Annotated in this window: 23 protein-coding genes and 1 other RNA gene; 11 read left to right on the top strand and 13 right to left on the bottom strand. The window is 59.1% G+C overall.

Features of this window, described 5'->3' with window-relative positions:
* Position 1 precedes the first annotated feature (1 nt).
* The 5 genes from ACM110_RS11995 (at position 2) to ACM110_RS11975 (ending at position 6,063) form a co-directional block, all read left to right on the top strand.
* Positions 2-1,366 (top strand): PelD GGDEF domain-containing protein, encoded by a 1,365-nt coding sequence (locus ACM110_RS11995; RefSeq protein ID WP_416127922.1) that lies wholly within the window; start codon positions 2-4, stop codon positions 1,364-1,366.
* Positions 1,344-2,333 (top strand): HEAT repeat domain-containing protein, encoded by a 990-nt coding sequence (locus ACM110_RS11990; protein WP_416127921.1) that lies wholly within the window; start codon positions 1,344-1,346, stop codon positions 2,331-2,333. The genes ACM110_RS11995 and ACM110_RS11990 overlap by 23 nt, the downstream gene beginning before the upstream one ends.
* Positions 2,330-3,844, top strand: coding sequence for a GT4 family glycosyltransferase PelF (pelF, locus tag ACM110_RS11985; protein ID WP_416127920.1), 1,515 nt, complete (start codon positions 2,330-2,332; stop codon positions 3,842-3,844). The genes ACM110_RS11990 and pelF overlap by 4 nt, the downstream gene beginning before the upstream one ends.
* Positions 3,845-5,215, top strand: a complete 1,371-nt coding sequence (gene pelG / locus ACM110_RS11980) for an exopolysaccharide Pel transporter PelG (RefSeq protein WP_416127919.1) — start codon at positions 3,845-3,847, stop codon at positions 5,213-5,215.
* 128 nt (positions 5,216-5,343) lie between these two features.
* A complete protein-coding gene (locus tag ACM110_RS11975; protein WP_416127918.1) occupies positions 5,344-6,063 on the top strand; it encodes a hypothetical protein in 720 nt (239 codons plus the stop codon).
* Positions 6,064-6,072: 9 nt separating this feature from the next.
* On the opposite strand, the gene ACM110_RS11970 is transcribed toward ACM110_RS11975, so the two are convergent.
* The 4 genes from ACM110_RS11970 to ACM110_RS11955 all read right to left on the bottom strand — a co-directional run bounded on the left by ACM110_RS11970 (position 6,073) and on the right by ACM110_RS11955 (position 9,380).
* A complete protein-coding gene (locus tag ACM110_RS11970; RefSeq protein ID WP_416127917.1) occupies positions 6,073-6,540 on the bottom strand; it encodes a MarR family winged helix-turn-helix transcriptional regulator in 468 nt (155 codons plus the stop codon).
* A 170-nt stretch (positions 6,541-6,710) separates the two neighbouring features.
* Positions 6,711-7,163: an Ohr family peroxiredoxin gene (locus ACM110_RS11965; RefSeq protein ID WP_416127916.1), complete on the bottom strand. Its 453-nt coding sequence runs from the start codon at positions 7,161-7,163 to the stop codon at positions 6,711-6,713.
* A gap of 60 nt (positions 7,164-7,223) precedes the next feature.
* On the bottom strand, positions 7,224-7,676 hold the full coding sequence (locus ACM110_RS11960; RefSeq protein ID WP_416127915.1) for an Ohr family peroxiredoxin: 453 nt from the start codon (positions 7,674-7,676) through the stop codon (positions 7,224-7,226).
* Between the two features lie 381 nt (positions 7,677-8,057).
* Complete coding sequence (locus tag ACM110_RS11955) at positions 8,058-9,380, bottom strand: epoxide hydrolase family protein (protein WP_416127914.1); 1,323 nt, start codon at positions 9,378-9,380, stop codon at positions 8,058-8,060.
* Positions 9,381-9,766: 386 nt separating this feature from the next.
* On the opposite strand from ACM110_RS11955, the gene ACM110_RS11950 reads away from it, so the two are divergent.
* Complete coding sequence (locus ACM110_RS11950; RefSeq protein ID WP_416127913.1) at positions 9,767-10,684, top strand: LysR substrate-binding domain-containing protein; 918 nt, start codon at positions 9,767-9,769, stop codon at positions 10,682-10,684.
* A 12-nt stretch (positions 10,685-10,696) separates the two neighbouring features.
* On the opposite strand, the gene ACM110_RS11945 is transcribed toward ACM110_RS11950, so the two are convergent.
* Positions 10,697-11,083 carry a winged helix-turn-helix transcriptional regulator gene (locus ACM110_RS11945; RefSeq protein WP_416127912.1) on the bottom strand — a complete coding sequence of 129 codons (387 nt, stop codon included), beginning with the start codon at positions 11,081-11,083 and terminating at the stop codon, positions 10,697-10,699.
* A gap of 89 nt (positions 11,084-11,172) precedes the next feature.
* Here ACM110_RS11945 and ACM110_RS11940 point away from each other — a divergent pair, with 89 nt between their 5' ends.
* Complete coding sequence (locus ACM110_RS11940; RefSeq protein WP_416127911.1) at positions 11,173-12,309, top strand: alkene reductase; 1,137 nt, start codon at positions 11,173-11,175, stop codon at positions 12,307-12,309.
* Positions 12,310-12,399: 90 nt separating this feature from the next.
* Here the strand turns inward: ACM110_RS11940 and ssrA are convergent.
* The 7 genes from ssrA to ACM110_RS11905 all read right to left on the bottom strand — a co-directional run bounded on the left by ssrA (position 12,400) and on the right by ACM110_RS11905 (position 20,962).
* Positions 12,400-12,796: a transfer-messenger RNA gene (gene ssrA, locus ACM110_RS11935) on the bottom strand.
* Positions 12,797-12,891: 95 nt separating this feature from the next.
* Positions 12,892-13,167, bottom strand: coding sequence for a hypothetical protein (locus ACM110_RS11930; protein WP_416127910.1), 276 nt, complete (start codon positions 13,165-13,167; stop codon positions 12,892-12,894).
* A 195-nt stretch (positions 13,168-13,362) separates the two neighbouring features.
* Complete coding sequence (locus tag ACM110_RS11925; RefSeq protein WP_416127909.1) at positions 13,363-16,173, bottom strand: FAD-binding and (Fe-S)-binding domain-containing protein; 2,811 nt, start codon at positions 16,171-16,173, stop codon at positions 13,363-13,365.
* Positions 16,170-16,841, bottom strand: a complete 672-nt coding sequence (locus tag ACM110_RS11920; RefSeq protein WP_416127908.1) for a LutC/YkgG family protein — start codon at positions 16,839-16,841, stop codon at positions 16,170-16,172. The genes ACM110_RS11925 and ACM110_RS11920 overlap by 4 nt, the downstream gene beginning before the upstream one ends.
* Positions 16,841-18,295: a LutB/LldF family L-lactate oxidation iron-sulfur protein gene (locus ACM110_RS11915; RefSeq protein ID WP_416127907.1), complete on the bottom strand. Its 1,455-nt coding sequence runs from the start codon at positions 18,293-18,295 to the stop codon at positions 16,841-16,843. The genes ACM110_RS11920 and ACM110_RS11915 overlap by 1 nt, the downstream gene beginning before the upstream one ends.
* On the bottom strand, positions 18,292-19,116 hold the full coding sequence (locus tag ACM110_RS11910; RefSeq protein WP_416127906.1) for a (Fe-S)-binding protein: 825 nt from the start codon (positions 19,114-19,116) through the stop codon (positions 18,292-18,294). Before ACM110_RS11910 ends, ACM110_RS11915 begins: the two co-directional genes overlap by 4 nt.
* Positions 19,117-19,267: 151 nt before the next feature.
* Positions 19,268-20,962: a lactate permease LctP family transporter gene (locus tag ACM110_RS11905; RefSeq protein WP_416127905.1), complete on the bottom strand. Its 1,695-nt coding sequence runs from the start codon at positions 20,960-20,962 to the stop codon at positions 19,268-19,270.
* A gap of 263 nt (positions 20,963-21,225) precedes the next feature.
* Here ACM110_RS11905 and ACM110_RS11900 point away from each other — a divergent pair, with 263 nt between their 5' ends.
* Positions 21,226-21,993, top strand: a complete 768-nt coding sequence (locus ACM110_RS11900; RefSeq protein ID WP_338584628.1) for a GntR family transcriptional regulator — start codon at positions 21,226-21,228, stop codon at positions 21,991-21,993.
* A 118-nt stretch (positions 21,994-22,111) separates the two neighbouring features.
* On the opposite strand, the gene smpB is transcribed toward ACM110_RS11900, so the two are convergent.
* Positions 22,112-22,594: an SsrA-binding protein SmpB gene (gene smpB, locus ACM110_RS11895; RefSeq protein ID WP_416127904.1), complete on the bottom strand. Its 483-nt coding sequence runs from the start codon at positions 22,592-22,594 to the stop codon at positions 22,112-22,114.
* Positions 22,595-22,712: 118 nt separating this feature from the next.
* Here smpB and ACM110_RS11890 point away from each other — a divergent pair, with 118 nt between their 5' ends.
* The 3 genes from ACM110_RS11890 to ACM110_RS11880 are packed head-to-tail and all read left to right on the top strand — an operon-like array spanning position 22,713 to position 24,865.
* Positions 22,713-24,116 carry a sodium-dependent transporter gene (locus ACM110_RS11890; RefSeq protein ID WP_416127903.1) on the top strand — a complete coding sequence of 468 codons (1,404 nt, stop codon included), beginning with the start codon at positions 22,713-22,715 and terminating at the stop codon, positions 24,114-24,116.
* Positions 24,117-24,123: 7 nt separating this feature from the next.
* Complete coding sequence (locus ACM110_RS11885) at positions 24,124-24,558, top strand: type II toxin-antitoxin system RatA family toxin (RefSeq protein WP_416127902.1); 435 nt, start codon at positions 24,124-24,126, stop codon at positions 24,556-24,558.
* Positions 24,551-24,865 carry an RnfH family protein gene (locus ACM110_RS11880; RefSeq protein ID WP_416127901.1) on the top strand — a complete coding sequence of 105 codons (315 nt, stop codon included), beginning with the start codon at positions 24,551-24,553 and terminating at the stop codon, positions 24,863-24,865. The genes ACM110_RS11885 and ACM110_RS11880 overlap by 8 nt, the downstream gene beginning before the upstream one ends.
* The last annotated feature ends 11 nt before the right edge of the window (positions 24,866-24,876 follow it).

Here is a 24,876-nt window from a genome sequence, read left to right as displayed (position 1 = left end):
AATGAATTCTCCACACATGGATTACAGCCTGGCGCCTCGCGCCAGTGGCCCGGTGTCTTGGCTGGAAACGTTCCTGGTGACCGGCCTGGCCATCGGCCTCGGCCTCTGGCTGACCCCGGAAGACCCGATGCGAATGCACGGCGGTTTCCCCTGGCCGATTCTGGCGCCGCTGCTGTTGGGTGTGCGTTACGGTTTTGTCCGCGGCCTGCTCAGCGCCGCGTTGTTGGTAATGGCGGTATTCGCCCTGCGCTACAGCGGCCATGCCGCGTATGCGCAACTTGAACCGTCGTGGATTGTCGGCGTTCTGGTGTGCGGCATGCTGGTGGGCGAGGTTCGCGATCTGTGGGAGCGACGCCTGGAGCGTCTGCAGATGGCCAACGATTATCGCCAGTACCGTCTCGATGAATTCACCCGTGCGCATCAGATCCTGCGGGTCTCTCACGACCGACTGGAACAGCGCGTGGCGGGCAGTGACCAAAGCTTGCGCAGTTCCTTGCTGGGCTTGCGCGAAAGACTGCGGGTGATGCCGGAAGCGGGCGATGCACTGGCGGCATTGGCAGATCCGATCGTCGCTGTGTTTGGTCAGTACGGCGCACTGCGGGTGGCCGGTCTGTATCGGGTCGATGAGCGCGGTGAGCGGGTATTGCCTACACCGCTGTCGACCATCGGCGTCATGGGATCTCTGGATACCGAAGACGGCCTGGTCAAGCTGTGCCTGGAGCGCGGCGAGCTGGTAAGCGTGCGTCAGGAGTTGCTCGAAGCGGGCAGCTCGGCGCAGTTCTCGTCGTTGCAGGCGTGCATTCCGTTGATCGATGCCGAGGGGCGTTTGCTGGCGGTGCTGGCGGTACGGCAGATGCCGTTCTTTGCCTTCCAGGATCGTACCCTGAGCCTGCTGGCGCTGTTGGCGGGACACATCGCCGACCTGTTGCTGCGTGACGTGCAGGTGCTGCAACTGGTCGATGCCGATGCGCAGCATTTCACCCTGCAACTCAAGCGCTCGCTGGTCGACGTCGAGCAGCACAAGTTGTCGGCCGGTCTGTTCGCCTTTGAAATGACCCGCGCCAACGAAGAGCTGACGCGCTTGCTGGAACGCAGTCAGCGTGGTCTGGACTTGCACTTGCCGCTGCGCAACAACCGCGATCATCAGCTGTTGCTGGTGCTCCTGCCGTTGACCAGCCCGCAAGGCACCGAAGGCTACCTGGCGCGGATCAACCTGCTGATCCACGAACACTTCGGCATTGAAAGTGACATGGATAGCCTCGGCGTGCGGGTCATGCCGTTCAACCTGGAGCCTGGTGAACCCAACGGGCTGCGTAATTACCTGTTCAACGAGTGTGGTCTGAATGATCAGCAAGTGGCTGTTTAGCGGAGCCTTGTTGTTAGAGGCGGGCAGTTGGGCCAGTTTGTGGACCGACTTGCCCGAGGCGCATCAATTGCTGGTGTTCACCCTCAGCCATGGCCTGGCCTGCGTGATGTTGTGTGGCGCGGTCTGGCTGCTGTTGCCGGCGCGTTACCGCTCGCCGCTGCCGTGGAGCCCGCTGTTCATTTTCAGCCTGGCATTCTTTGTGCCGGTGCTGGGTGCGGTCGGCGTGGTCGCGGCGATCTTCCCGGCGCTGTACCTGCCGCGCAAACGCGACAAGCAAGAATGGCAAGCGGTGGGCATTCCGAGCCTGCCGTATCGGGCGCAGACAAATTTGCATTCGCCCATTTTCGCCGATGGCGGTTTGCAGGACGTGTTGCGTCATGCACCGGACCCGGATCAACGTCTGGCCGCCTTGCTGGCGACCAAACGCATGCCCGGCAAAGAAGCGGTGCCGATTCTCAAATTGGCACTGGGCGACCCGAGCGATGACGTACGGCTATTGGCCTACTCGATGCTCGACAAGCAGGAAAGCGACATCAACCTGCGCATCCAGATCGCTCTGGGCCAACTGCACGGCGCCACCGCCAAAGCCGCCGGTGTGTTGCACGGCACGCTGGCGCGCTGGTATTGGGAGCTGGCGTATCTGGGCCTGGCGCAAGGCAGCGTGCTTGAGCACGTACTCAATCAGGCCAACGAACATGCCGAACAAGGCCTGCAAGCGGGCGAGGGCGGTGAGCTGTTTTTGCTGGCCGGGCGCATTGCCCTGGAACGCGGTGACATCGAGCGTGCCGAAGTGTTGCTGACCCAGGCTCAGGAAAACGGCATGGGCGCGGCGCAGATTCTGCCGTTCCACGCCGAGCTGGCCTTCGAGGCCGGTCGTTACCACGAAATCCCAGGGTTGCTCGCCAGCCTTCCGGAGAAAACCCGTCAGCGCCCACCCTTCGCTGACCTGGTGAGGAGCTGGACATGAGTCACAAGGAAGAGGCGCCGCTGGCCGACATCTGCCTGCTGCTCGAAGGCACCTGGCCTTATGTGCGCGGTGGCGTGTCGAGCTGGATTCACCAGATGATCCTCGGTTTGCCCGAGGTGACATTCTCGGTGATGTTCATCGGCGGACAGCGCTCGGCGTATGGCGAGCGACGCTATCAAGTACCGTCCAATGTGTTGCACATTGAGGAAGTCTTCCTCGAAGACGCGACCCATCCGACCGACACCCGGGGCACGCCGCGCGAGGCCGACCTGCAGCAGTTGCAGGATTTGTATCGCTTCCTGCATCACCCGGATGCACCGGAACCAGCGCTGGGCGAAAGCCTGCTCGACAGCATTGCCCAAGGCCGTCTGACCCTCGACGACGTGCTGCGCAGCCGCGCCAGTTGGGAGGCGTTGAGCGAAGGTTATCGCCTGCATTGTGCCGACCCGTCGTTCATCAACTATTTCTGGACCCTGCGCTCGATGCAGTCGCCGTTGCTGATGCTCGCCGAGGCGTCGCGACGCATGCCGCGGGCGCGGGTGCTGCATTCGATTTCCACCGGTTACGCCGGGTTGCTGGGCTGCATTCTCAAGCAACGCTGGAACTGCACTTACCTGCTCAGCGAGCACGGGATCTACACCAAGGAGCGCAAGATCGATCTGGCCCAGGCCAGCTGGATCGCCGAGAGTTCAGGGCAGGCGCTCAACCGCAGCCTCGACGCTGGTTCGGGTTACATCCGTACCTTGTGGGTGCGCTTCTTCGAGCGCATCGGTCAGCTGACGTACAACAGCGCCGACAGCATCATCTCGCTGTATGACGGCAACCGTCAGCGGCAAATCAAGGACGGCGCCGACCCGGTCCGCACCCGGGTCATTCCCAACGGCATCGATTTGCCGCAGTGGACCGCCGCGCTCGAATCCCGCGCGCCAGGCATTGCGCCGGTGGTGGGGCTGATCGGGCGTGTGGTGCCGATCAAGGACGTGAAGACCTTTCTGCGGGCCATGCGCGGTGTGATCAGCGCCATGCCCGAGGCCGAGGGCTGGATCGTCGGGCCGGAAGAGGAAGACCCGGAATACGTCAGCGAATGCCGCAGCCTGATGGCCAGTCTGGGGTTGGAGGGCAAGGTGCATTTCCTCGGCTTCCAGCGCATTCAGGAGATTCTGCCGCAACTGGGCCTGATGGTGCTGACCTCGATCAGCGAGGCGCAACCGCTGGTGATTCTTGAAGCCTGGGCTGCCGGTACGCCGGTGGTCAGCAGCGACGTGGGTTCGTGTCGCGAGCTGATCGAAGGCGGCAGCGCCGAAGATCGTGACCTCGGTCTGGCCGGCAAAGTGGTCGCGATTGCCGACCCGCAAGCCACCAGCGTGGCGATCCTTGAACTGTTGCGCAGCCCGCAACGCTGGCAGGCCGCTCAGGCCAGCGGCTTGCTGCGGGTCAATCGTTATTACACCGAAGCCTTGATGCTGCAGCGTTATCGCGACTTGTATCAAGCCGCCATGGAGAACAGTTAAATGGCCGGTATTGGCTTCGAACTTCGCAAGATCCTGTCGCGCGATTCCTACACCGCGACCTTGCATGCCTACGTGTATGCCGGGCTGATCAGCTCCGGTCCCTGGGTGTTGTCGATCATCAGCGTGATGCTGGTGGGGATCATCAGCCTGAGCCGTGTCGTGCCCAATACGCTGGTGGGGCAGTTCCTGGTGACGGTGACGTACCTGATGGCCAGCTCGCTGATCCTCACGGGCGGCTTGCAGCTGTTTTTCACCCGGTTCGTTTCCGACCGTCTGTTCGAGCACAAGTACGATCAGATCCTGCCCAATCTGGTGGGTGTGCTGTTGCTGGTCACCATCGGTGCCGGGTTGCTGGGTATCGTTGTGCTGAGCGTGTTGTTCGATCAGCCGCTGATGTACCGGTTGCTGGTGCTGGCGAACTTCGTGGTGCTGTGCAACCTGTGGATGGTGATCATCTTCCTCTCGGGGATGAAAGCCTATAACCGCATCCTGCTGGTGATGCTGGTGGGCTACACGCTGATGGTCATCAGCGCATACCTGCTGAGCTTCCTCGGGATAGCGGGCCTGCTGCTGGCGTTGTTGATCGGGCACAGCACGCTGCTGTTCCTGTTTCTCTACGACATCCTGCGCGAATACCGTGCCGAGAAATTGGTGGCCTTCGATTTCCTTGAGCGCCGCCAAGTGTTTGTCAGTCTGTTGGTGACCGGCTTTTTCTATAACTTTGGCATCTGGATCGACAAGTTTCTGTTCTGGTTCAACCCCGGCACCTCGAACATCGTCGTCGGCCCGTTGCGCGCCTCGATCCTGTATGACTTGCCGATCTTCCTCGCGTACCTGGCGATCATTCCCGGGATGGCAGTGTTCCTGGTGCGCATCGAAACCGATTTCGCCGAATGGTATGACCGACTGTTCAGGGCCATTCGCGAGGGTGAAACCCTGCAGCACATCGGTTCGCTGAAAACCGAAATGACCCTGTCGATCCGTCAGGGCCTGCTGGAAATCTGCAAGGTGCAAGGGCTGACCGTGGTGCTGTTGTTCCTGTTCGCCCCGCGCTTGCTGGACTGGCTGGGCATCTCCAGTTACTACCTGCCGCTGTTCTACATCGACCTGATCGGCGTGAGTATTCAGGTGGTGTTCATGGCGTTGCTCAACGTGTTCTTCTACCTCGACAAACGCGCCGTGGTGCTGGAACTGTGCGTGATCTTCGCGGTGTTGAACGCCGGTTTGACCTTGCTCAGCATGCACCTTGGCCCGAGCTTCTTCGGCTATGGCTTTACCCTTTCGTTGCTGGTCTGTGTGTTGCTTGGGCTGCACCGGTTGTCCACGGCGCTGGAAGACCTTGAGTACGACACCTTCATGTTGTCGCGCTGATACATCCTTGCGGTAGAAAAAGGCACTGGCGATAAACCGTCAGTGCCTTTTTTTATTGGGCAAGCAGTTTGCCGTTGATGCCAAGGCGTATTCTCTGATGAATTCCAATTCTGTCGGAGCCCGTACCCATGAGCGATCTATTGCAAAAAATCCTCGACGCCCATGGCGGCCTGGAGCGCTGGGACCGATTCACCACGCTCAATGCCAACATCGTTTCGGGCGGCGAGTTGTGGGGGATCAAAGGTGTGGTGCAAGACACGATGCCCCGCGAGATGACCGTCAGCCTGCACCAGCAACAGGCCTCGGTTACCCCTTTCGGCAATCCTGATTGGCGCACGGCATTCCGGGCTGATTACATCGCAATCGAAACCTCTCAAGGCGAAATCGTGCGTGAACGTCCGAACCCGCGCGAGGCATTCGCCGGGCACGGCATGGACACGCCTTGGGACCCGTTGCATCGCGCGTATTTCAGCGGTTATGCGATGTGGACTTACCTGACGACCCCGTTTTTCATGGCGATGCCGGGCTTCAATGTGAGCGAGATCGAGCCTTGGCACGAAGGTCAGGAGATCTGGCGCGGGCTGCGGGTCGAGTTTCCAGAACACATCGCCAGCCACAGCCGCTTCCAGGATTTCTACTTCGGCGACGACTTTCTGCTGCGACGCCATGACTACCACGTCGATATCGCCGGCGGGTTTGCCGCTGCTCAATACGTGAGTGATTACGTCGAGGCTCAAGGCCTGCGTTTCCCGACGCGGCGTAGAGCTTATCTGCGGGACGAAAATCTGCAGCCACTGCGGGAGCGGTTGATGGTGTCGATTGACTTGAGCGACTTTCGTCTGAGCTAGGGACGCCTTTTACTCCGCGTCGTGGCGGTCTTTGGTCGTACGGATGAGGTTGTTGCGCAGCTTCACAATCGCCTGCTGCATTTGCACGAAATCCTCGGGGTCGAGACCGGTTTGCGGGAAGCCTTCTTCGGTCAGTTCTCCGCGCAGTTTTCGCCCTTCTTTTGTGAGACTGATCCGCACCTGGCGTTCGTCTTCCGGGTCGCGCTGGCGCAGCAGAAAACCCATTGCTTCGAGTTTTTTCAGGATCGGCGTGAGGGTGTTGGATTCGAGGAACAGCTTTTCACCGAGGCTGCCAACGGTCTGGTCGTCTTGCTCCCACAGCGCCACAAGGGTGATGTATTGCGTGTAGGTCAGGCCGAGCCGTTCGAGCATTGGCTTGTACGCCTTGCCGAAGGCGAGGTTGGAGGAATAGACCGCAAAGCACAGGAAGTCGGAGAGCTTCAGGTCGAGGGCGGATGTCTTTTCAGTGGGTTTCATACGCGTTCTCTCTGGGCAAAGACGGATGGGTTGCAAACTCGGACTATACATCGCATGCGATGGTGTCGGAAGTGCTCAGACCTTTGCCCTTCAATGTACACGTGTAACCGGCCGGTAAAGCCGACGACCGGTCCACCGGGAAACACCCTGGCGACCGGTCGTGGACTGCGTTACGCGGTCTGGACGTTGATGGCAACATCAATGTTGCCGCGTGTTGCCTTGGAGTACGGGCAAATGGCATCGGCGTTGTGGGCCAGTTCGGTGGCGATTTCGTGCGACAGGCCGGGCACGCGCAGGGTCAGTCGGGCCTGAAGAAAGTAGGCCGCGCCGGTCTGGCCCAGATCGACTTCGATGTCGACAGCGGTATCGGCCGGCAGTGTCACCTTCAGTTGTTGGGCCGCCAGACTCACCGCCGCGATGTAGCAGGCCGACCACGCTCCGGCGAACAGTTGCTCGGCTTTCGGGTGCGGCTGCACGCCGGTGAACACGTGTGCCGGTGTGGCGCTGCCCGGGGACGACAGTTCGATGTCGAGGTTGCCGTTATGACCGCGCGAGGTAGTGCCTGCGCTGCTCAGGGTGGTGTGGGTTTTGCCGCTGGCCAGTACTTTGTCGATTTTGCTCATGATGATTCCCTCAGATTTTCAATTATGTGCTACGTGTACGCTAACATCGCATGCGACGTATTAAGCCGTAATAACGTTCAGGGCTACGTCTATATTGCCGCGTGTCGCTTTCGAGTACGGGCAGATGGAATCGGCGATGTGTGCCAGTTCGGTCGCCACATCGTGTGCCAGCCCCGGTACGCGCAGGGTCAGTCGGGCCTGAAGGAAGTAGGCCGGACCCGTCTGGCCCAGGTCCACTTCGATGTCGACGGCCAGGTCTGCGGGCAGTGCGATGTTGCGCTCTGCGGCAACCAGGCCAACCGCTGCGGTATAGCAGGCCGACCATGCCCCGGCGAACAATTGCTCGGCTTTCGGGTGCGGCTGGGTAGCGGCGAACATGTGGGACGGTTGAGCGGAACCGAGGGACGACAGCTCGATGTCGAGGATGCCGTTGTGACCGCGTGAGGTTTTGCCGGCGCTGCTGAAGGTGGTGTGGGTTTTGCCGGTGGCCAGTACTTTTTCGATCTTGCTCATGGGGTGATTCCTTAAGGTTGGTAGTGTGTGCGATTACATCGCATACGATATGTTAGGTGTGGAAAACGGTTTATCAGTCGGCTGCTGCAATGATCCAGTTGTTACCGTTGTGACCTTGGGCAGCGCGAGCGGTGGTAATGAACAGGGTGTAGGTGCTTGCGGTGTTCATGGTTGAATCTCCAAACGGCAACGAAGGTTTATGTTGTTGGTCGCTTTCGATTAGATCGCATGCGATGGATGAATATTCTGCCAAAGCCCCAACGATGTCAAAGATTATTTTTCGCCTCGACGACGAACGGTCGAGACGGGTGGATTGGCCCACCCGCCAACCTGATCCTCAGCCAACAGGAATCAGTTCTTCGATGCTAGGAGCTGGCGCGCTTAGCGCAGGGTCTTGAACCCGGCCCGGACTTCCTGCGAGAAAAGCGCCGGCTGCTCCCATGCAGCAAAGTGCCCGCCTTTGGGAAGCCTGTTGTAATGCACGAGCTTGGGATATGCCTTCTCCGACCAACTTCTCGGCGCCGTATACAGTTCATCGGGAAACACGCTGACCGCCACCGGGATGTTGACGCCCTTGACGGCGAAAAAGGTCGACTTGTTTTCCCAATAGAGCCGAGCCGAAGACAGGGCAGTCTTGGTCAGCCAGAACAGCGTGATGTTGTCCAGGACGTCATCGGGTGTCAGTCCTTCTGGATGTCCGTCGATAGAGCGCGCAATCATCTCGTAGCTTTTAGGATCGTGATCAAGCATGAACGCTGCCAAACCTACGGGGGAGTCGGTGATGCCGGTGAGCGACTGAGGCCTGTCGCCCATCATGATTGCGTAGCCGATGTGCTTGTAGGTGTTGGCGAGTTGATCGGCCGCCAGTTTCTCTTCCCCGGAAAGACCACTCGGGACCGGGTCGCCACGGAACAATGCCGCATCCAGTTCAGGCGGGATCACGCCAGGCATGTTCGAGTGAATGCCGATCAGGCCAGGTGGCGCCTTTGCAGCCATCAGGTCGACGACGATAGCGCCCCAGTCGCCGCCCTGCGCCCCATACCGGGTGTAGCCGAGGCGCTTCATCAACTCGATGTAGGCATCGGCGATACGAACAGGATTCCAACCGGCCTCGGTCGGTTTCTCCGAGAAGCCGTACCCCGGCATCGATGGAATGACCAGGCTGAACGCGTCGGCGGCGCTGCCACCGTGCGCCTCAGGATCGGTCAGCGGGCCGATGACTTTCATCAACTCAATCACCGATCCAGGCCAGCCGTGCGCCATGAGCAGCGGTAGCGCATTTTCGTGTTTGGAGCGGATATGGATGAAATGTATATCCAGGCCATCAATCCGGGTGATGAAGTTTGGAAGGGCGTTTATTTTTGATTCGATTACTCGCCAGTCGTACTGTGTCGCCCAGTGTTTTGCCAGTTTTTGAATCGTCGCAAGTTGTACGCCTTGCGATGAGTCGTTCACTGTTTCCTTGTCCGGCCATCTTGTTGCTTGTATGCGTCTGCGCAACTCTGAAAGTTCTGACTCCGGGGCGCTGAAATGAAAGGGACGTATTTCGGTGGAAGCACTATTTGTTGTTTTTTGATTATTGGTCATAGCGTCAGTCTTGATTGAGAAGCCGAGTAGCCCTAGGGGTGCAGCCGCGCAGGTCACGGCAGCAGCGCCGCAAAATTTGCGTCTGCTAAGGGAAAGTTGTTTGTTGTTTTTGGGCATGCAGATTCCTCAGGCGCGAAGTCACACGTAGAGCCCCTTTAATGGAAACTGCTATTAGTTATAACTTTTCACGGGATTATCGAAATTCAAATAGTACAAACGAAAGTCACTATCTGACGGGCCTGATTTTATAGGCGAGTTCAGGTGCCGAATAGAACGGAAAAAGCGATCATCTTCGGTTTTTCCGCACATCCGGCTTGCGCCACCACTCGTCGCCAAGACTTAACACGAGCTTTGACATCATCAGGTCTTTGCTTGAATATTTATCTATCGCGTACGATTCAATCGTATGCATTTGATGGATTTCGAGAAAGCCCCATGAGCAAAACCGAAAAAGTCCCGGTCGTCTGCGACCGTGCCTATAGCCGTCCCAGAGGCCGTGCTTCATGAAGCTGATTCAGCTGCGGGCCTTCTGCTCGGTGGTCGACATGGGCAGTTTCCGTTCGGCAGCGCGAGAGCTGGACGCTGCGCAAAGCACGTTGACGGAGTCGATTCAAAGTCTGGAAAAAGAACTGGGGGTCACCTTGCTGGTGCGCTCCAATCAAGGCATCAGCGTGACCCTCGCCGGCAAGGTTTTTCTGCCCCGGGCGCGCTCGATCATTCTGGATTGCGATCGCGCGGTTCAAGACGTCCGACAGTGGAATGGCATGCCCGAAGGGCAGATCGCATTGGGTGTCACCGTGGAACCGTTGGCCGCGTGCCTGATGCCAGTCTTCAACAGTTTTACCCGCCGATTTCCAAAGGTGCAGCTGCATGTCGCCAGCGGCAAGACGAAGATGCTGATCGAGATGATTCGCGCTGGCCGGCTCGATTTCGTGATGTGCCCCTTGAGCCCCAACGTCTGCGATATCGACCTGCAGATCGAGCGGCTCTACAGCTCGAAGTCCAGCGTGATTGCGCGCAAGGGACATCCGCTTGCGGGTGCTCGCTCAGTTCATGATTTAGCCGATTGCGAGTGGATAAGTGTCCGCCCGGCCGGGGTCGTCGGCAGTGCGGAAAATCATCTGGTCGAGCTGTTCAGAGCTCAGGGCTTGCCGCCGCCAAAGATCGCGATCACCACCGAATCGCTGCTGGAAATCCTGCACATCATTTCCGAGACGGACTACTTGACCATTGAGCCCGGGATGCTGCCCGGCATGAAGCTGTTTTCCTCGTCGCTGATCAGCATTTCGATTCGCGAACCGTTGGAGTCGAATGAGGTGTGCCTGGTCAGCCGTCGAGTGTCACCCTTCACCCAGGTCACACAAGAGCTGACCAGCATGCTGATCTCTTACTCGCGCTTGCGTCATCGTGCGAGGGGGTGAGCCTGGGACAGGTCATAGGACCACTTTGACCCGATCTCTCACCACATCACTGCATGGCAGCAGCCTGTCTACGTCGTCGAGCTCCGTGGCGTGATGGATACCCCATTCGATCAGCGAATCCAGGATGGGCCGCAGGCTTTCGCCAAGCGGGGTGAGCAGGTATTCGATGCCCTGGCGATCCACGGCGATGGGTTGCCGGCTCACCATTCCATGTTCCTCAAGCGCGCGAAGTTGCTCGATCAACACCTTTTGGGAGATACCGGCGATGCGCTTTTCCAGATCACAGGTGCGTTGCGGGCCGTCCAGCAACACATGAAGGATGACCGCTTTCCAGCGCCCGGAAAGGACACCTAGCGCACGTTCGACTGGCAAGCCGGGGAGTCTATTGATCGTCTTCATTTGTGACCACTGACCAAACGGTGTGTAGAGGAGGCGAATATCGAAAAGTACATTTTCCTTCCGATCCGTTCCGACCCGAAGGAAAATCCATGATAGACCTGTTTGATTCCCAATTGGTTGGCGGCACCGTCGCGCTGAAAAACCGCATTGTCATGGCCCCCATGACTCGCACGCGGACCTCCGAGGGTGATATCCCGAATGAGTTGATGGCCACCTACTACGGTCAGCGGTCAAGCGCCGGCCTGATCGTGGCCGAGGCAACCGACGTTGCGCCGTCCAGCAACGGCTATGCGATGACACCTGGCATCTACACGCAGGACCAGCGGCAGGGCTGGCGTCTGGTGACCGATGAGGTTCACCGCAACGGCGGCACGATATTTCTGCAACTCTGGCACGTCGGCAGGATGGCCCATCCATCGCTCATGCCCAACGGCGAAGCGCCATGGGGCGTCACCGAGGAAAGGGCGGATTCGCAAGTGTTTGCCCATGACGCGGATGGCGCGTTGGGCTATATGCCCGCAGGCAAGCCAAGACGCCTGAGGACGGAAGAAGTGTTTGCCTTGGTCGGCACCGTTACTCAAGCCTGCGTCCAGGCGCGGGAGGCTGGATTTGACGGGGTCGAAATCCACGCAGCCAATGGTTATCTGTTCGAGCAGTTCATGAACTCGGTGCTCAACACGCGCACCGATTGCTTCGGCGGCGGCAGCGTGGAAAACCGTACACGATTCCTGATGGAAGTGGTTGAAGCGGCAGTGCGCGAGTTGGGGCCGGGGCGCGTGGGTGTCCGCCTGTCGCCGTTCGGCAAATTCAACGGTATTCCGGCGGACCCTCTGACTGAAGAAACCTTGCTGTACGTTGCCGATAAATTGGGTCGCCTCGGCGTCGCCTACCTGCATCTGGTCTACGAACTGATGCCGGAAGCGAACATGGAAGTTGCCGAGTTCAAATCGCGTCACCTCGATCACGCCCTGCTGGCCAAGGTTCGAGCGGCGTTTCCCGGCAAGATCATTTGGTGCGGCGGATTCACCGATCGCCAGAGCACGCAGGATGCGCTCGACACCGGATTGGTGGACCTGATCGCCTTCGGCAGACCCTACATCGCAAACCCGGACCTGGCCGAGCGCCTCAAGCATGGTTGGCCGTTGGCGGAAGCGGATCGCTCAGCGTATTACACCCGGCGTGGGGAAAGGGGGTACACGGATTTTGCTGCATATCCTGAGCGGTAGTGTTGCGGGCGGGATAGCGGCACATGAATGCTGAGGTTTTGCTGAATTTCAGGCATAAAAAAAGACGTCCGTGGACGTCTTTTTTTTATTTGGTGGAGCCGGGGGGATTTGAACCCCCGTCCGCCAGTACTCCGCTGTCGGTACTACATGCGTAGCCGTGTCTATTAAGTTAACCCTCAGCGACCCGACGGGCAGGGTGCTTTGGGCGAGTTGTGTAAGTTTTAGCCGATTCGTCCACAACGTACTGCACGGCGATTCTGTTCTATATGACAATCACTTTGGGTTTACAGACATCCCCTGGTGATTGCTGGACCCGAAGGTACCAGAAGCTCAGGGCTAAGGCTGCTTACGCAGCGAGAGCGAATTCCTGGCCGTAGTTTTCGTCATTGGCAACTATAAGTAGTTGCAACAGTGGATTTACGAGTTCTGTTACCAACTCGGCATGCACCTAAAGTTTCGCGACCGGCGTCGAATCCTAAACGGCCCCGAACTCATTGCTCGTGAATCAGATGAGCAACAAGCCTGTGTAGTCTACGTCAATGTGCCCCGGAAGGCCAACCCGAAGGTTGGCCTTGTCTGGCATCAGTTCCGGGTAGGGTTGCGAATCTGCATTTTGGTGATGATGCCGGAGGAGATTTCCACGCAATCCTTGTCGTTCCCGGCCGCCTGGGCTGTTTTCGCTTTTGTCAGGGCAGCTTTGACGGTGTCCATTGTGCCTTCCGGGAGGGACGGCGCGCTGTCCACGAAATCGCTTATTTGTTGAATGTTCCCGTCACACAGATCCTTATCCGCCGCAAACACCGGCGACGCCAACATTGCAGTAGCGATGAACAATCCAGCAATTGCAGAGTGCTTCATGGTTATCTCCTTGCGCATGAGGGCTCGGTGCTGCCGGTGAAGCGGGCTGCTGGCCGAGGTGGTTATAAGCCCTTTCACAGAGCCTAGCTAAATGACTATAGCCGCGCGCAGGAATTCGGTTTTTTTTTGCAGGTGGATGATGGCGATGCACAGCAAAAAGGGGCAAGAAAATGCCCCTTTTTCAGTCCATCACCCTTAAGCCGGACGTGCTTGTGTCACACGATCCACGAGATACACCAGCCCGTGATAATCGATCCCGCCGTGCTGGCTCAGGCCGATTTCGCAGGTGCGGCTGGTGGAAATGCCTTCGCTGCAATACTGCACCGCGTCCTTCAAGGTGCGCAGGGAATGCGCATTCAATTCCGGCGTGGTGAAGCCTTTGTCGCCGGCAAATCCGCAGCAATGAATGCCTTCGGGGATGACCACGTTTTTGCTGCACTTGCGCGCCAGATCGATCAGCGCCTGGCTTTCCCCAAGGTGTTGGGTGCTGCACGTGACATGCACCGCGATCGGCGTGTCCAGTGGAGTGAAGTCCAGTCGATCCATCAAATGCGTGCGGATGAATCGCACCGGATCGTAGAGGTCCAGGCGCACATCGCCCAGGTCCTGAGCCAGGCGCAAGGTGCAGGGGCTGGTGTCGCAGTAAATCGGATCGAGCCCTCCGCGGCTGGCGTGGAGCAGGGCGCCGATCAGTTCCTGACGCTTGTGTTCGGCCTGTTCGGCATAGCCTTTTGAGGCGAACGGCTGGCCGCAGCAGAGGTTGTCCAGATTGTCCGGGAAGACCACCTGATAACCGGCCTTTTCTAGCAGACCGCGGGTTTTGTCGTACAGCGACATTTGCTCTTTGTCGCCGGCCGCTGGTCCCATGGCACGTGAAACACACGCGGCCAGATACACCACGCGCGGACGCTCGTCCGTCACCGTCGGGCTGAAGCGAATGGCTTTTTCCGGTTGCGGCATGGCGTTGGTCCATTGCGGGACCTGACCTTTGGACAAACGCGTCAACGTCGCCGATAACTTCGCCAATCGTGGTGCGCCCAGCAACATCCGCGCACCATTCGCCACGTGCAGGGTGAAACGCGCGCCTTGCAGCGCCGTGGCGAAATTGCCTTCAAGCCAATTGGCGGTTTTCGTATGGGTGGCGTGCTGGCCGCGAAGCTTTTTCACCAGTTCGCCGGTATTGATTCCCACGGGGCAGCGTTGCGCACACAGACCGGTCGCAGCACAGGTGTCGATGCCCTGATATTCATACGCCGCTTCAAGTTCGCGGGTATCGACCCCGGCGCGTTTCTTCGCCTGGATGTCACGCCAGATCACGATGCGCTGGCGCGGGCTCAGGGTCAGGCCTTTCGATGGGCAGACCGGCTCGCAGAAACCGCATTCGATGCACTTATCCACAATCTCGTCGGCGGCCGGCAACGGCTTGAGATGCTTGAGATGGATTTGCGGATCGTCGCTCAACACCACGTCCGGGTTGAGAATGCCGTTGGGGTCGAGCAGTCGTTTGAGCTGCCACATCAACTGATAGGCATCGCTGCCCCATTCCAGTTCGACGAATGGCGCCATGTTGCGTCCGGTCCCGTGTTCAGCCTTGAGCGAGCCGCCGAATTCCACCGCGACCAATTGCGCCACATCGTCCATGAACGCCTGGTAGCGTGCGACTTCTTCCGGATTGTTGAAGCCTTGGGTGAAGACGAAGTGCAGATTGCCTTCCAGAGCGTGTCCGAAAAGGATTGCTTCGTCGTAGTGATGTTTGTCGAACAACTCGATCAGCCGGTTCACACCGATGGCCAGTTGTTCCACCGGGAAGGTCATGTCCTCGATGATCACCGTGGTTCCGGTTTTGCGCACTGCGCCGACAGCGGGGAAAGTGTCCTTGCGGATCGCCCAGAGTCGGGCGTTTTCCAGCGGGTCTTCAGTGAAGTCGACTTGCTTCTCCACCGGGAAAGACGCCAGTGACGCCATGATCTGCGCCAGTTGTTCGTGCAGCAGTGTGGACGACGCCGCGCGGGATTCGATCAGCAGGGCGCAGGCATTGTTCGACAGATGCTGTACGAAAGCGGGCATGCCGGGTTTGCTTTGCACCGAACGCAAACTGCGTCGGTCCAGCAGTTCCACCGCCGACACCGGTTGGCTTTTCAGTACGGTGACCGCGTTGCAGCAGGTTTCCACATCCGGGAATACGATTAGCGCCGAGGCCTTGTTCGGGTGATCGATCACGGTGTCGTAAGTCACCGCGCTGATGAAGCCGAGCGTACCTTCGGAACCCACCAGCAAGTGGCTCAAGATATCCACAGGCTCGTCGTAATCCACCAGGGCGTTGAGTGACAGGCCGGTGGTATTTTTCAGACGGTATTTGTGGCGAATTTTGGCGGCGAGTTCAGCGTTTGCCCGAGTCTCGCGCCCCAACGTCGCCAGACGTTCCAGCAGCTCACCATGGCTTTGGCGAAATGCCGCGACACTGGCAGCATCTTCGGTATCGAGTCGACTGCCGTCGGCCAAAACCAGACGAATGCCCGCGAGGGTGTGATAGGTATTTTGCGCCGTGCCGCAGCACATGCCGCTGGCATTGTTGGCGACGATGCCGCCAATTTTGCAGGCGTTGATCGACGCCGGGTCCGGGCCGATCTTGCGCCCGAACGGTGCCAGCCACGCGTTGGCCTGCGCGCCGATCACGCCCGGTTGCAGGCGAATTTGCGTGCCCTGGCCACGGATCTCGCGACCGTTCCAGTTATCCCCAAGCACGATCAGCACCGAATCGCTGATGGCCTGCCCGGACAGGCTGGTGCCGGCGGCGCGGAAGGTCACCGGCACCTGATCACGCTGGGCCAGTTTCAGCAGCTCAACCACTTCATCTTCGGACTCGACGCGGATCACCAGTTGCGGAATCAAGCGATAGAAACTGGCGTCGGTGCCAAAAGCCAGGGTCGACAACGGGTCGTCGAAGCGACGCTCCCGTGGAATCAGTTGCTGCGCATCACGCAGGAAAGCGGCCGGTAGACTCATTGGTCCTCCAGGATCAACACCACCAGATCTTTCGGACCGTGGGCGCCGTAGGCCAGCACTTGTTCAATGTCAGCGGTTTTCGATGGGCCGGAGACTAGCAGCGCATTGGTCGGCATGCCTTTGGCCCAGTCGAACTCCTGCTGCACCTGATAGAAGTTGTCGCGGACTTCGCTGGCCTTGAGCAGGGCGAAATGCACTGGTGGCGCGAGGCTCATCAGGCGCGGCTCTTCCCGTGTCGGCCAGAGAATCAGGCTGCCGGTGGCAGCGATGGCGCCAAGAGTGCCGGTCAGGCTCGCCGGGGTGTCGTTGAACAGTTCGGCTTTCCATTCTTCCATTGGGCGATCGTAGGCCTTGAGTGTCGGCAGGCCAGGATTTTTCTCCCAGTGATGTGCGACACGCTGACCGTGAGGTGTGGTCGGCGCGATCAACAGGCTCGGCAACCGACGCTCCTGCAGTAGCTGTGCAAGCAACTCAGGCCAGGCTTCATCTGACGTCAGGTGGATTTCCGTGTGCACGGCTTCCATCAGTTTGCGCAGTTGCGGGATGCGTTGTTCGGCGGTGTAGGTGTAAGGCTGCGTCACCAGATCGACATCGAAGTTGTCAGCCACCGGCGTGGTGCCTGTCAGACTTTTACGCAGTTTGGCGAGGATGTTGTGCTTGGCGCTCATCAACGATCTCCCTGTTTGGCCAGATGCTCGCGAGCCAGGTCATGCAATGAGCGGGCAGCGGGTTTCGGGGCGCTGTGGTTTTGCGTCCACGGGCCAACATTGCTGGGTGTAAGTGCACGCAGGCGCGTCGCGGCCAGACCGAACAGGCGATACAGCGTGGGCGAGCTATTGAGTTTCGCCCAGGCGTTCCAGATGAAACGTTCCTTGCGCGAGTACTTGCTGCCCTGGCCGCGCATCACTTGATTCGTGCTGTCCGGCGCCTTGACGTTTTCTTCGCGCAAGCGACGCAGCAACGAAGGGATCGGGATTTTTACCGGGCAGACTTCACCGCAGGCACCGCACAACGAAGAGGCGCTCGGGTGGTCGGGGACTTTCGCCAGGCCAACCATGTGCGGGGTGATGATTTTTCCGATAGGGCCGGGGTAAACCTCGCCATAGGCATGGCCGCCGATTCGGGTATAGACCGGGCAATGATTCATACAGGCGCCGCAGCGGATGCAGTTCAGGGTCTGACGCAACTCGCTATCGGCAAAGGCCTGGCTGCGACCGTTGTCGAGCAGCACCAGATGCACTTCCTGCGGGCCGTCGAGCTCATGTTCCTTGCGCGGGCCGGAGATCATGTTGACGTAGGTGGTGATCGGGATACCCAGCGCCGAACGGGTCAGCAGCGACAGCAGCGGCACCACGTCGCGCAGGTTTTCCACGACTTTTTCGATACCGGTCACGGCGATGTGCACCGGCGGAACCGTGGTGGTCATGCGCCCATTGCCTTCGTTTTCCACCAGCAGCAAGGTGCCGGTTTCGGCCACGGCGAAGTTGACACCGGAGACGCCGATGTCCGCTTCGAAGAATTTCTGCCGCAGGACCCTGCGACCGATCTGAATGAGTTGGTCTACGTCCTTGGTGTATTCCACGCCAAGTTTGTCGTGGAACAAGGACGCGACCTGACCGGCGTTCTTGTGGATCGCCGGCATGATTATGTGTGAAGGCTTCTCGTGGTCGAGCTGGACGATGTACTCGCCCATGTCCGATTCCAGGCATTCAATGCCCTGTTCAGCGAGGACATGGTTCATCTCCATCTCTTCGCTGACCATCGATTTGCCCTTGATCACTTGCCGCCCCTCGTGAGCGCGGATGATCGAGAGGACGATGCCATTGGCCTCGTCCACCGTTTCCGCCCAGTGCACTGTCACACCGTTGCGGGTCAGGTTCTGTTCAAGTTGCTCGAGCAGCTCGGGCAACTTGGATAACGCACGAGCGCGGACGGCATTGCCCAGCGCACGCAAATGTTCTCTTTCGTGGGCATCGCTGAAAGCGGCCGCACGTTTGCTCATCAGTGAATCCATCGCCTTGCGGAAGTTGCCTCGCAATTGCGCATCACCCAAGGCCTCGTGAGCCCGGGTGCGGAAATCCTCTTCTACGGTAACCGTAGGAATAATCTCGGCGGCGCTCATCGGGCACCTCCGGTACGTTGCCAGAGGAAGCTGGCCAGATGTTGGCCGCGCAACGCTTCCTGCTGTTTTTCCAGCGAGCCGTTGATGTTCATCAGACAACCGCAGTCGGCACTGAGTACCTTGTGTGCGCCGGATTCCTTCAACGAGCGGGTCTTGTCAGCCACCATCGCGCCGGAAATATCTGGCATACGGACGCTGAAAGTCCCACCGAAGCCACAGCATTCGCTTTCATGGCTGTGGTCGACTCGCTCCACGTTGCTCAACTGCGCCAACAACTCGCGGCCGTGCAGGTGGGTGTTCATTTCACGGCGTGCCGAACACGACGTGTGCAACGCGACTTTTACCGGCTCGCCACTGTCATTGAGCTGCACCTTGCAGACAAACAACAGGAACTCGGCCAGCTCAAAGGTTCTGGCGGCCAGGGCCTGAACCTGTTTCAGCGTGTCCGGCTCGTCCTTGAACAAGTCGGCATAGTGTTCACGCAACATGCCCGCGCAGGAGCCCGAAGGCACCACCACCGGATAATCCCCGGCGAACAGCGCCAGTTGCGAGCGCGCCACGGTCCGTGCCTGCTCGGTGTAACCCGAGGTGTAGGCCGGTTGACCGCAGCAGCTTTGCCCTTGCGGGTATTCGACACGGATGCCTTCGCGCTCCAGCAAGTGGATCGCGTCCATTCCGGCTTCCGGGTAGAACAAGTCCACTACGCAGGTCCCGAACAGGTACACCCGTTGCGGCTTCTCGCTGGGGTATTGCCGAGGCTCGGGCAGTGGCGGGGCGACACGGGTCGCATTCGGCACAGCATTGTAAAAAAGCTCGCTCATCAGGCGTGTCTCCGGGTGGGCCCGGTTATCCGTCCGCTGAGGCTGCTGAATATAGAGAGAGATTCTTTCAGCAGCCTTACAGACCGGGTTGTGAATAGCTGACGCCGGAATCGTGGTCCGGCGTCGGTTTTTTCCATGTCGCGTGTAGTACTTAGTGCACCAGCATGCCGGTGAACCAATAGGCTTGAGCCAGGGTGATCAAGCCGACAATCGTGGCGAAGAACAGGCTGTGCTTGAGGGTGAAGCGGAACAGGTCAGATTCCTTGCCCACCAGCCCGGTCGCGGCGCAGGCGACGGCGATCGATTGTGGCGAGATCATCTTGCCGGTCACGCCGCCGCTGGTGTTCGCCGCGACCAACAGGGTGTCGTTGACGCCGATCTGGTGTGCGGTAGTCGCTTGCAGCGAACTGAACAGCGCGTTGGACGAGGTATCGGAGCCAGTCAGGAATACGCCCAGCCAACCGAGGAACGGCGAGAAGAACGGGAACGCTGCGCCAGTGCCGGCCAATACCAGGGCCATGGTCGACGACATGCCCGAGTAGTTGGTGACGAAAGCGAAAGCCAGCACCATGCCGATGGACAGGATCGGCCAGCGCAGTTCGTAGAAGGTCTCTTTCAAAGTGGTAAGACCAATTCTGAAATTGATCTTCAGCACCAGCATCGAGATCAACGCCGAGAAGAAAATCGCCGTGCCGGTCGCGGAAATCGGGTCAAGTTTGAACACCGCTGGAATGGCGGTCGGGTTGGCCACGATCGGCGCGACCTTGATCACCATTTGATCAAGGTGCGGGATGGCAAAGTTGAACACGAAGCTGTACATCGAACCGCCGGTGGCAAACATCGCCTTGAACGGTTTCAGGGTCCAGATGGTGACCAGTACGGTCAGGATCAGGAATGGCGACCAGGCTTTGAAGATTTCACCCAGGCTGTAAGGCGACGCGACGGTGCTGCGTTTCTGACCAAAACCACCGACGCTTGCGGTGACCACGGAGGCCGAAACGGCGCCGGCGATGTGTTGGCCGGCGGCGCGTTTTGGCTGCCAGACTTTCAGGAACAGGGTCAGGGAGATCAGGCTGGCCAGGGCCGAGGTGATGTCCGGCAGCTCCGGGCCGATGAAGTTCGATGTGAAGTACTGGGTCACGGCGAAACTCAAGCCGGCGACCAATGCTGCCGGCCAGGTTTCCCGGACGCCGCGCAGGCCATCCATCATGAACACCAGCCAGAACGGCACGAACAGCGACAACAGCGGCAGTTGGCGACCCGTCATGGCGCCGATCTTGAACGCGTCGATGCCGGTCACTTGGCCGGCGACGATGATCGGAATCCCCAAGGCGCCGAAGGCTACCGGAGCGGTATTCGCGATCAGGCACAGGCCTGCGGCGTACAGCGGGTTGAAGCCCAGTCCTACCAACAGCGCGGCGGTAATCGCCACCGGCGCACCGAAACCGGCCGCACCTTCGAGGAAGGCACCGAAGCAGAAGCCGATCAGCAGCACTTGCAGGCGCTGGTCGTCGGTAATCGACAGCACCGAGCTGCGGATCACTTCGAACTGGCCACTCTTGACTGTCAGCTTGTAGAGGAACACGGCCGCCACGATGATCCAGGCAATCGGCCACAAGCCGTAGGCGAAGCCATATCCGGCGGCGGCGAACGCCATGTCGACGGGCATCTGGAAGGCGAAGATCGCCACCAGGATCGACAAGCCCAGCGTGATACTGCCGGCCACATGACCTTTGAGGCGGAACACGGCCAGGGCCAGGAAGAAAAACACGATGGGAATGACGGCTGCGAGCGCGGATAAACCGAGGCTGCCGAGAGGGCTGTAGAGCTGTTGCCAGGTTTGCATATGGGGTGGCCCCTAATTGTTGTTGGTCAGGCACTGATCAGCGTTCTTGGATAATTGGTAAGACCAATTTACAATCGCTGTTGGCTAGGGTAAAAGTCTTGTGTGCGGTGTGTCAATTTGCCGCCCTAAAACTTTTGTCGAATGCGTGGCCTGATCGGGCATCTGGTCCGCTCGGTTAAATGTTGTCTGGCAGGTGCTGGCGCGGCGCGAATCGGCCAGAATAGAGCCCCGGCGAGCCGTCGGGATCGTGGAGAAATCGAGTTATGGGGTTTGATCAGATTCGTCAGCGCCGTTTGTCTGACGATATTGTCGAGCAGCTGGAGGGCATGATCCTCGAAGGCACGCTGAAGGCGGGTGAGCGCTTGCCGGCCGAGCGCGCATTGGCCGAGCAATTCGGCGTATCGCGTCCTTCCTTGCGTGAGGCCATTCAAAAGTTGACGGCCAAGGGCTTGCTGGTCAGTCGTCAGGGCGGCGGCAATTATGTGGTGGAATCCCTGGGCACGACCTTCAGTGATCCATTGCTGCAACTGCTGGAAAGTAATCCCGAGGCTCAGCGAGACCTGCTGGAGTTTCGCCACACCCTGGAAGCGTCCTGTGCTTATTACGCGGCGTTACGCGCTACGGATGTCGATCGCGAGCGACTGACTGCGGCCTTCAATGAATTGCAGGACTGCTATTCGCGGCACGATGAAGTCAGTCGGGCGGAAGAGGGCGCGGCAGATGCCAAGTTCCATTTGGCGATTGCCGAGGCCAGTCACAACGCGGTTTTGTTGCACACCATTCGTGGCTTGTTCGATCTGCTCAAGCGCAACGTGGTGACCAACATCGGCGGCATGTACAAGCAGCGCACTGAAACCCGCGACATGCTGATCACGCAGCACCGGGAGTTGTACCTGGCGATTATCGAAGGCAGGGCGGAACAGGCGCGGGAGGTTTCCAGTCGGCACATTCTGTATGTACAGGAAGTGCTGGAAGAAGTGCGTCAGGAAGTGCAGCGCATGGCCCGGGCGGAGCGGCGCAAGGGGATGTGATCGTTTAATGCAAAAAAGATCGCAGCCTGCGGCAGCTCCTACAGGGAACGCATTCCAGGGTAGGAGCTGCCGCAGGCTGCGATCTTTTCGCTAGCGCCGCAAAACTCAGGCCGAAAGTTTAATCTTCCTTGCCTTTGTTGCGCACCGCACGCTGCAACTCGCGACCGGCGTCACGTTCGCGTTCGGTATCACGCTTGTCGTATTCCTTCTTGCCCTTGCCCAGAGCGATCTCGCACTTGACCATGTGCTTGCTCCAGTACCAGGACAGGCAGATGCAGGCGTAGCCCTTCTGCTGCACGGCAGCGGCGAGCTTTTCCAGCTCGCGCCGGTTGAGCAGGAGTTTACGGGTGCGGACCGGGTCAGCGATGACGTGGGTACTGGCAGTCGTCAGCGGCGTGATATGGCTGCCAAGCAGCCAGGCTTCGCCATCCTTGAGCAGTACGTAACTGTCAACCAGCTGCAGCTTGCTTGCCCGCAGACTTTTTACTTCCCAGCCGGCCAGGACCAGACCAGCCTCGAACTTATGTTCGATGAAGTAATCGTGTCGCGCCTTTTTATTTTGCGCGATGGTCCCTGTTGGGTGTTTCTTCTGTTTAGCCATAGGGGCGGCATTATAGGGAGTTGCAAGCGAGTCGGCTACGGTGTTGCTGCGTGCTTGAGCAGGTTGATTGAATCCCGGACAATGCGCGCTCTTTTTTCAACGCTTGGTCGTAATATCAATGTCGACAGACAAGGTTTCTGTCCACGGCAGTTGGGCTAGCCGCTGGGTTTTCATACTCGCCGCGACCGGCTCGGCCGTGGGGCTGGGCAGCATCTGGAAATTCCCGTACATGGTCGGCGTCTATGGCGGCGGCGCCTTCGTGCTGATGTTCCTGGCCTGTATCGCGCTGATCGGCATTCCGGTGATGCTGGCGGAAACCCTGATCGGCCGACGTGCGCGGCAGAGTCCGGCCAACGCCTTGAAGGTGCTGGCGCTGGAGGCGGGGCACTCGTCCAAATGGTCCTGGGGCGCCTTTGCCGGGATGATCACGGCGTTACTGATCCTGTCTTTCTATAGTGTGGTTGGCGGTTGGTCGCTCGATTACATCATCGATATGGGGCGCGGCGATTTCCAGGGGGCGACACCTGATCAGGTGGGTGCTTATTTTGGCGGCGTCATTGCCGACCCGTGGCGCCTGACACTTTGGCACACGATTTTCATCCTGCTGTCGGCGATCGTGATCGCCAAGGGCGTGGTTGCCGGGCTTGAACGCAGCTTGCGGATCATGATGCCGCTGCTGTTCGTGATGATCCTTGTGCTGTTGGGTTACAGCATGACCAGCGGGCATTTCATGGAGGGCGTGCATTTCATGTTCGACTTCCAGCCGGAAAAAGTTCTCGACGGCTTGTTGCCAGCCATGGGGCACGCGTTCTTTTCCCTTAGCGTGGGTGTCGGTTCGATCATGATCTACGGCGCCTACATGCCGAAGAATTCGTCGCTTTCCGGGACCGTGGTTGGCGTGGCATTGCTCGATACCTTTGTTTCGCTGGTGGCCGGCCTGGCGCTGTTTCCGATTGTGTTCGCCGCAGGGCTGAACCCGAGCGAAGGCCCTGGCCTGATGTTTGTCAGCCTGCCGTTTGCCTTCGGTAACGTAGCGTTCGGCCAAGTGATGGGCGTAGTGTTCTTCGTGCTGGTGGCGATTGCAGCCTGGAGTTCGGCGATCTCGCTGCTTGAGCCGATGGTGGCGTACCTGGTCGAACGGAGCAAAATCAGCCGCGCCTGGGTGACCTTCTGGCTGGCATTCAGCTGTTGGTTTGTTGGCCTGGGCACTGTGTTTTCCTTCAATATCTGGAAGGAAGCCAAGTTTTTCGTGAACGAAGACGGTTTGTTCCACCTCTATCAATGGGGCGCCGCGGGCGGACTGGACTTCTTTGGCGTGATCGATTTCTTCACCTCGCGAATCATGTTGCCACTCGGTGGTTTGTGTTTCGTGGTGTTTGCGGGCTGGGTGATGGGGCGGGAAGCGGTGCGCGACGAATTGTCGATCCGTAATCCTGCGTTATTCGCCTTGTCTTTGTTTTTGATGCGCTATGTGGCGCCCATCGGCATTCTCGTAGTATTTGCCGCCCAGCTGTGGAAGTGACGCTGACATGACGACACACATTTCACGTTCGGCCTTGCTGCCGTACCCGGCACAAGCCCTGTATGACCTGGTCAACGACGTGGCGCGGTACCCGGAGTTCCTGCCCTGGTGCTCAACAGCTGAAGTCCTCGAAAGCTCCCCAGAACACATGCGCGCCAGCGTCGGTGTGGCCAAGGGAGGGCTCAGCCAGCATTTTGTAACGCGTAATACGTTGGTTCCCGGTCAGTCGATCGAAATGAATCTGGAAGAAGGGCCGTTCACTCAATTGCACGGAGTCTGGGTATTCAAGCCGTTGGGCGAAAAGGCCTGCAAGATCAGCCTGGACCTGTCGTTCGATTACGCCGGTCCCATTATTCGCGCGACCCTCGGACCTTTGTTCAATCAGGCGGCCAACACGCTGGTGGATGCGTTCTGCCAGCGGGCCAAGCAAATACATGGTTGAGGCAGGGGGCGAGATCGAGGTGGCGTATGCCGCCGTGGATCGTCAGGTGCTTTTGTCGGTGGTCGTTCCGGCAGGGACAAACGTTCGGGCAGCGATGCTCAAATCCGGTATCGGCCAGGCGTTTCCGGAGCTGGATCTGGCTACATGTCCTGTGGGGATTTTCGGCAAAGTGATCGTCGATGCGGACAGTCGACCGGTTCAGTCGGGGGATCGCATCGAGATTTACCGGCCGTTGCTGGCGGATCCGAAGGAAGTTCGGCGGTTGCGTGCGGCCAAGGCGGCCGAGGCTAAAGCCCGGAATCAGTGAATCGGTAAACG

The organism is Pseudomonas sp. NFX98 (assembly GCF_047784845.1).
Classification (GTDB): Bacteria; Pseudomonadota; Gammaproteobacteria; order Pseudomonadales; family Pseudomonadaceae; genus Aquipseudomonas.
This window is presented reverse-complemented; position numbering and strand designations above follow the sequence as displayed.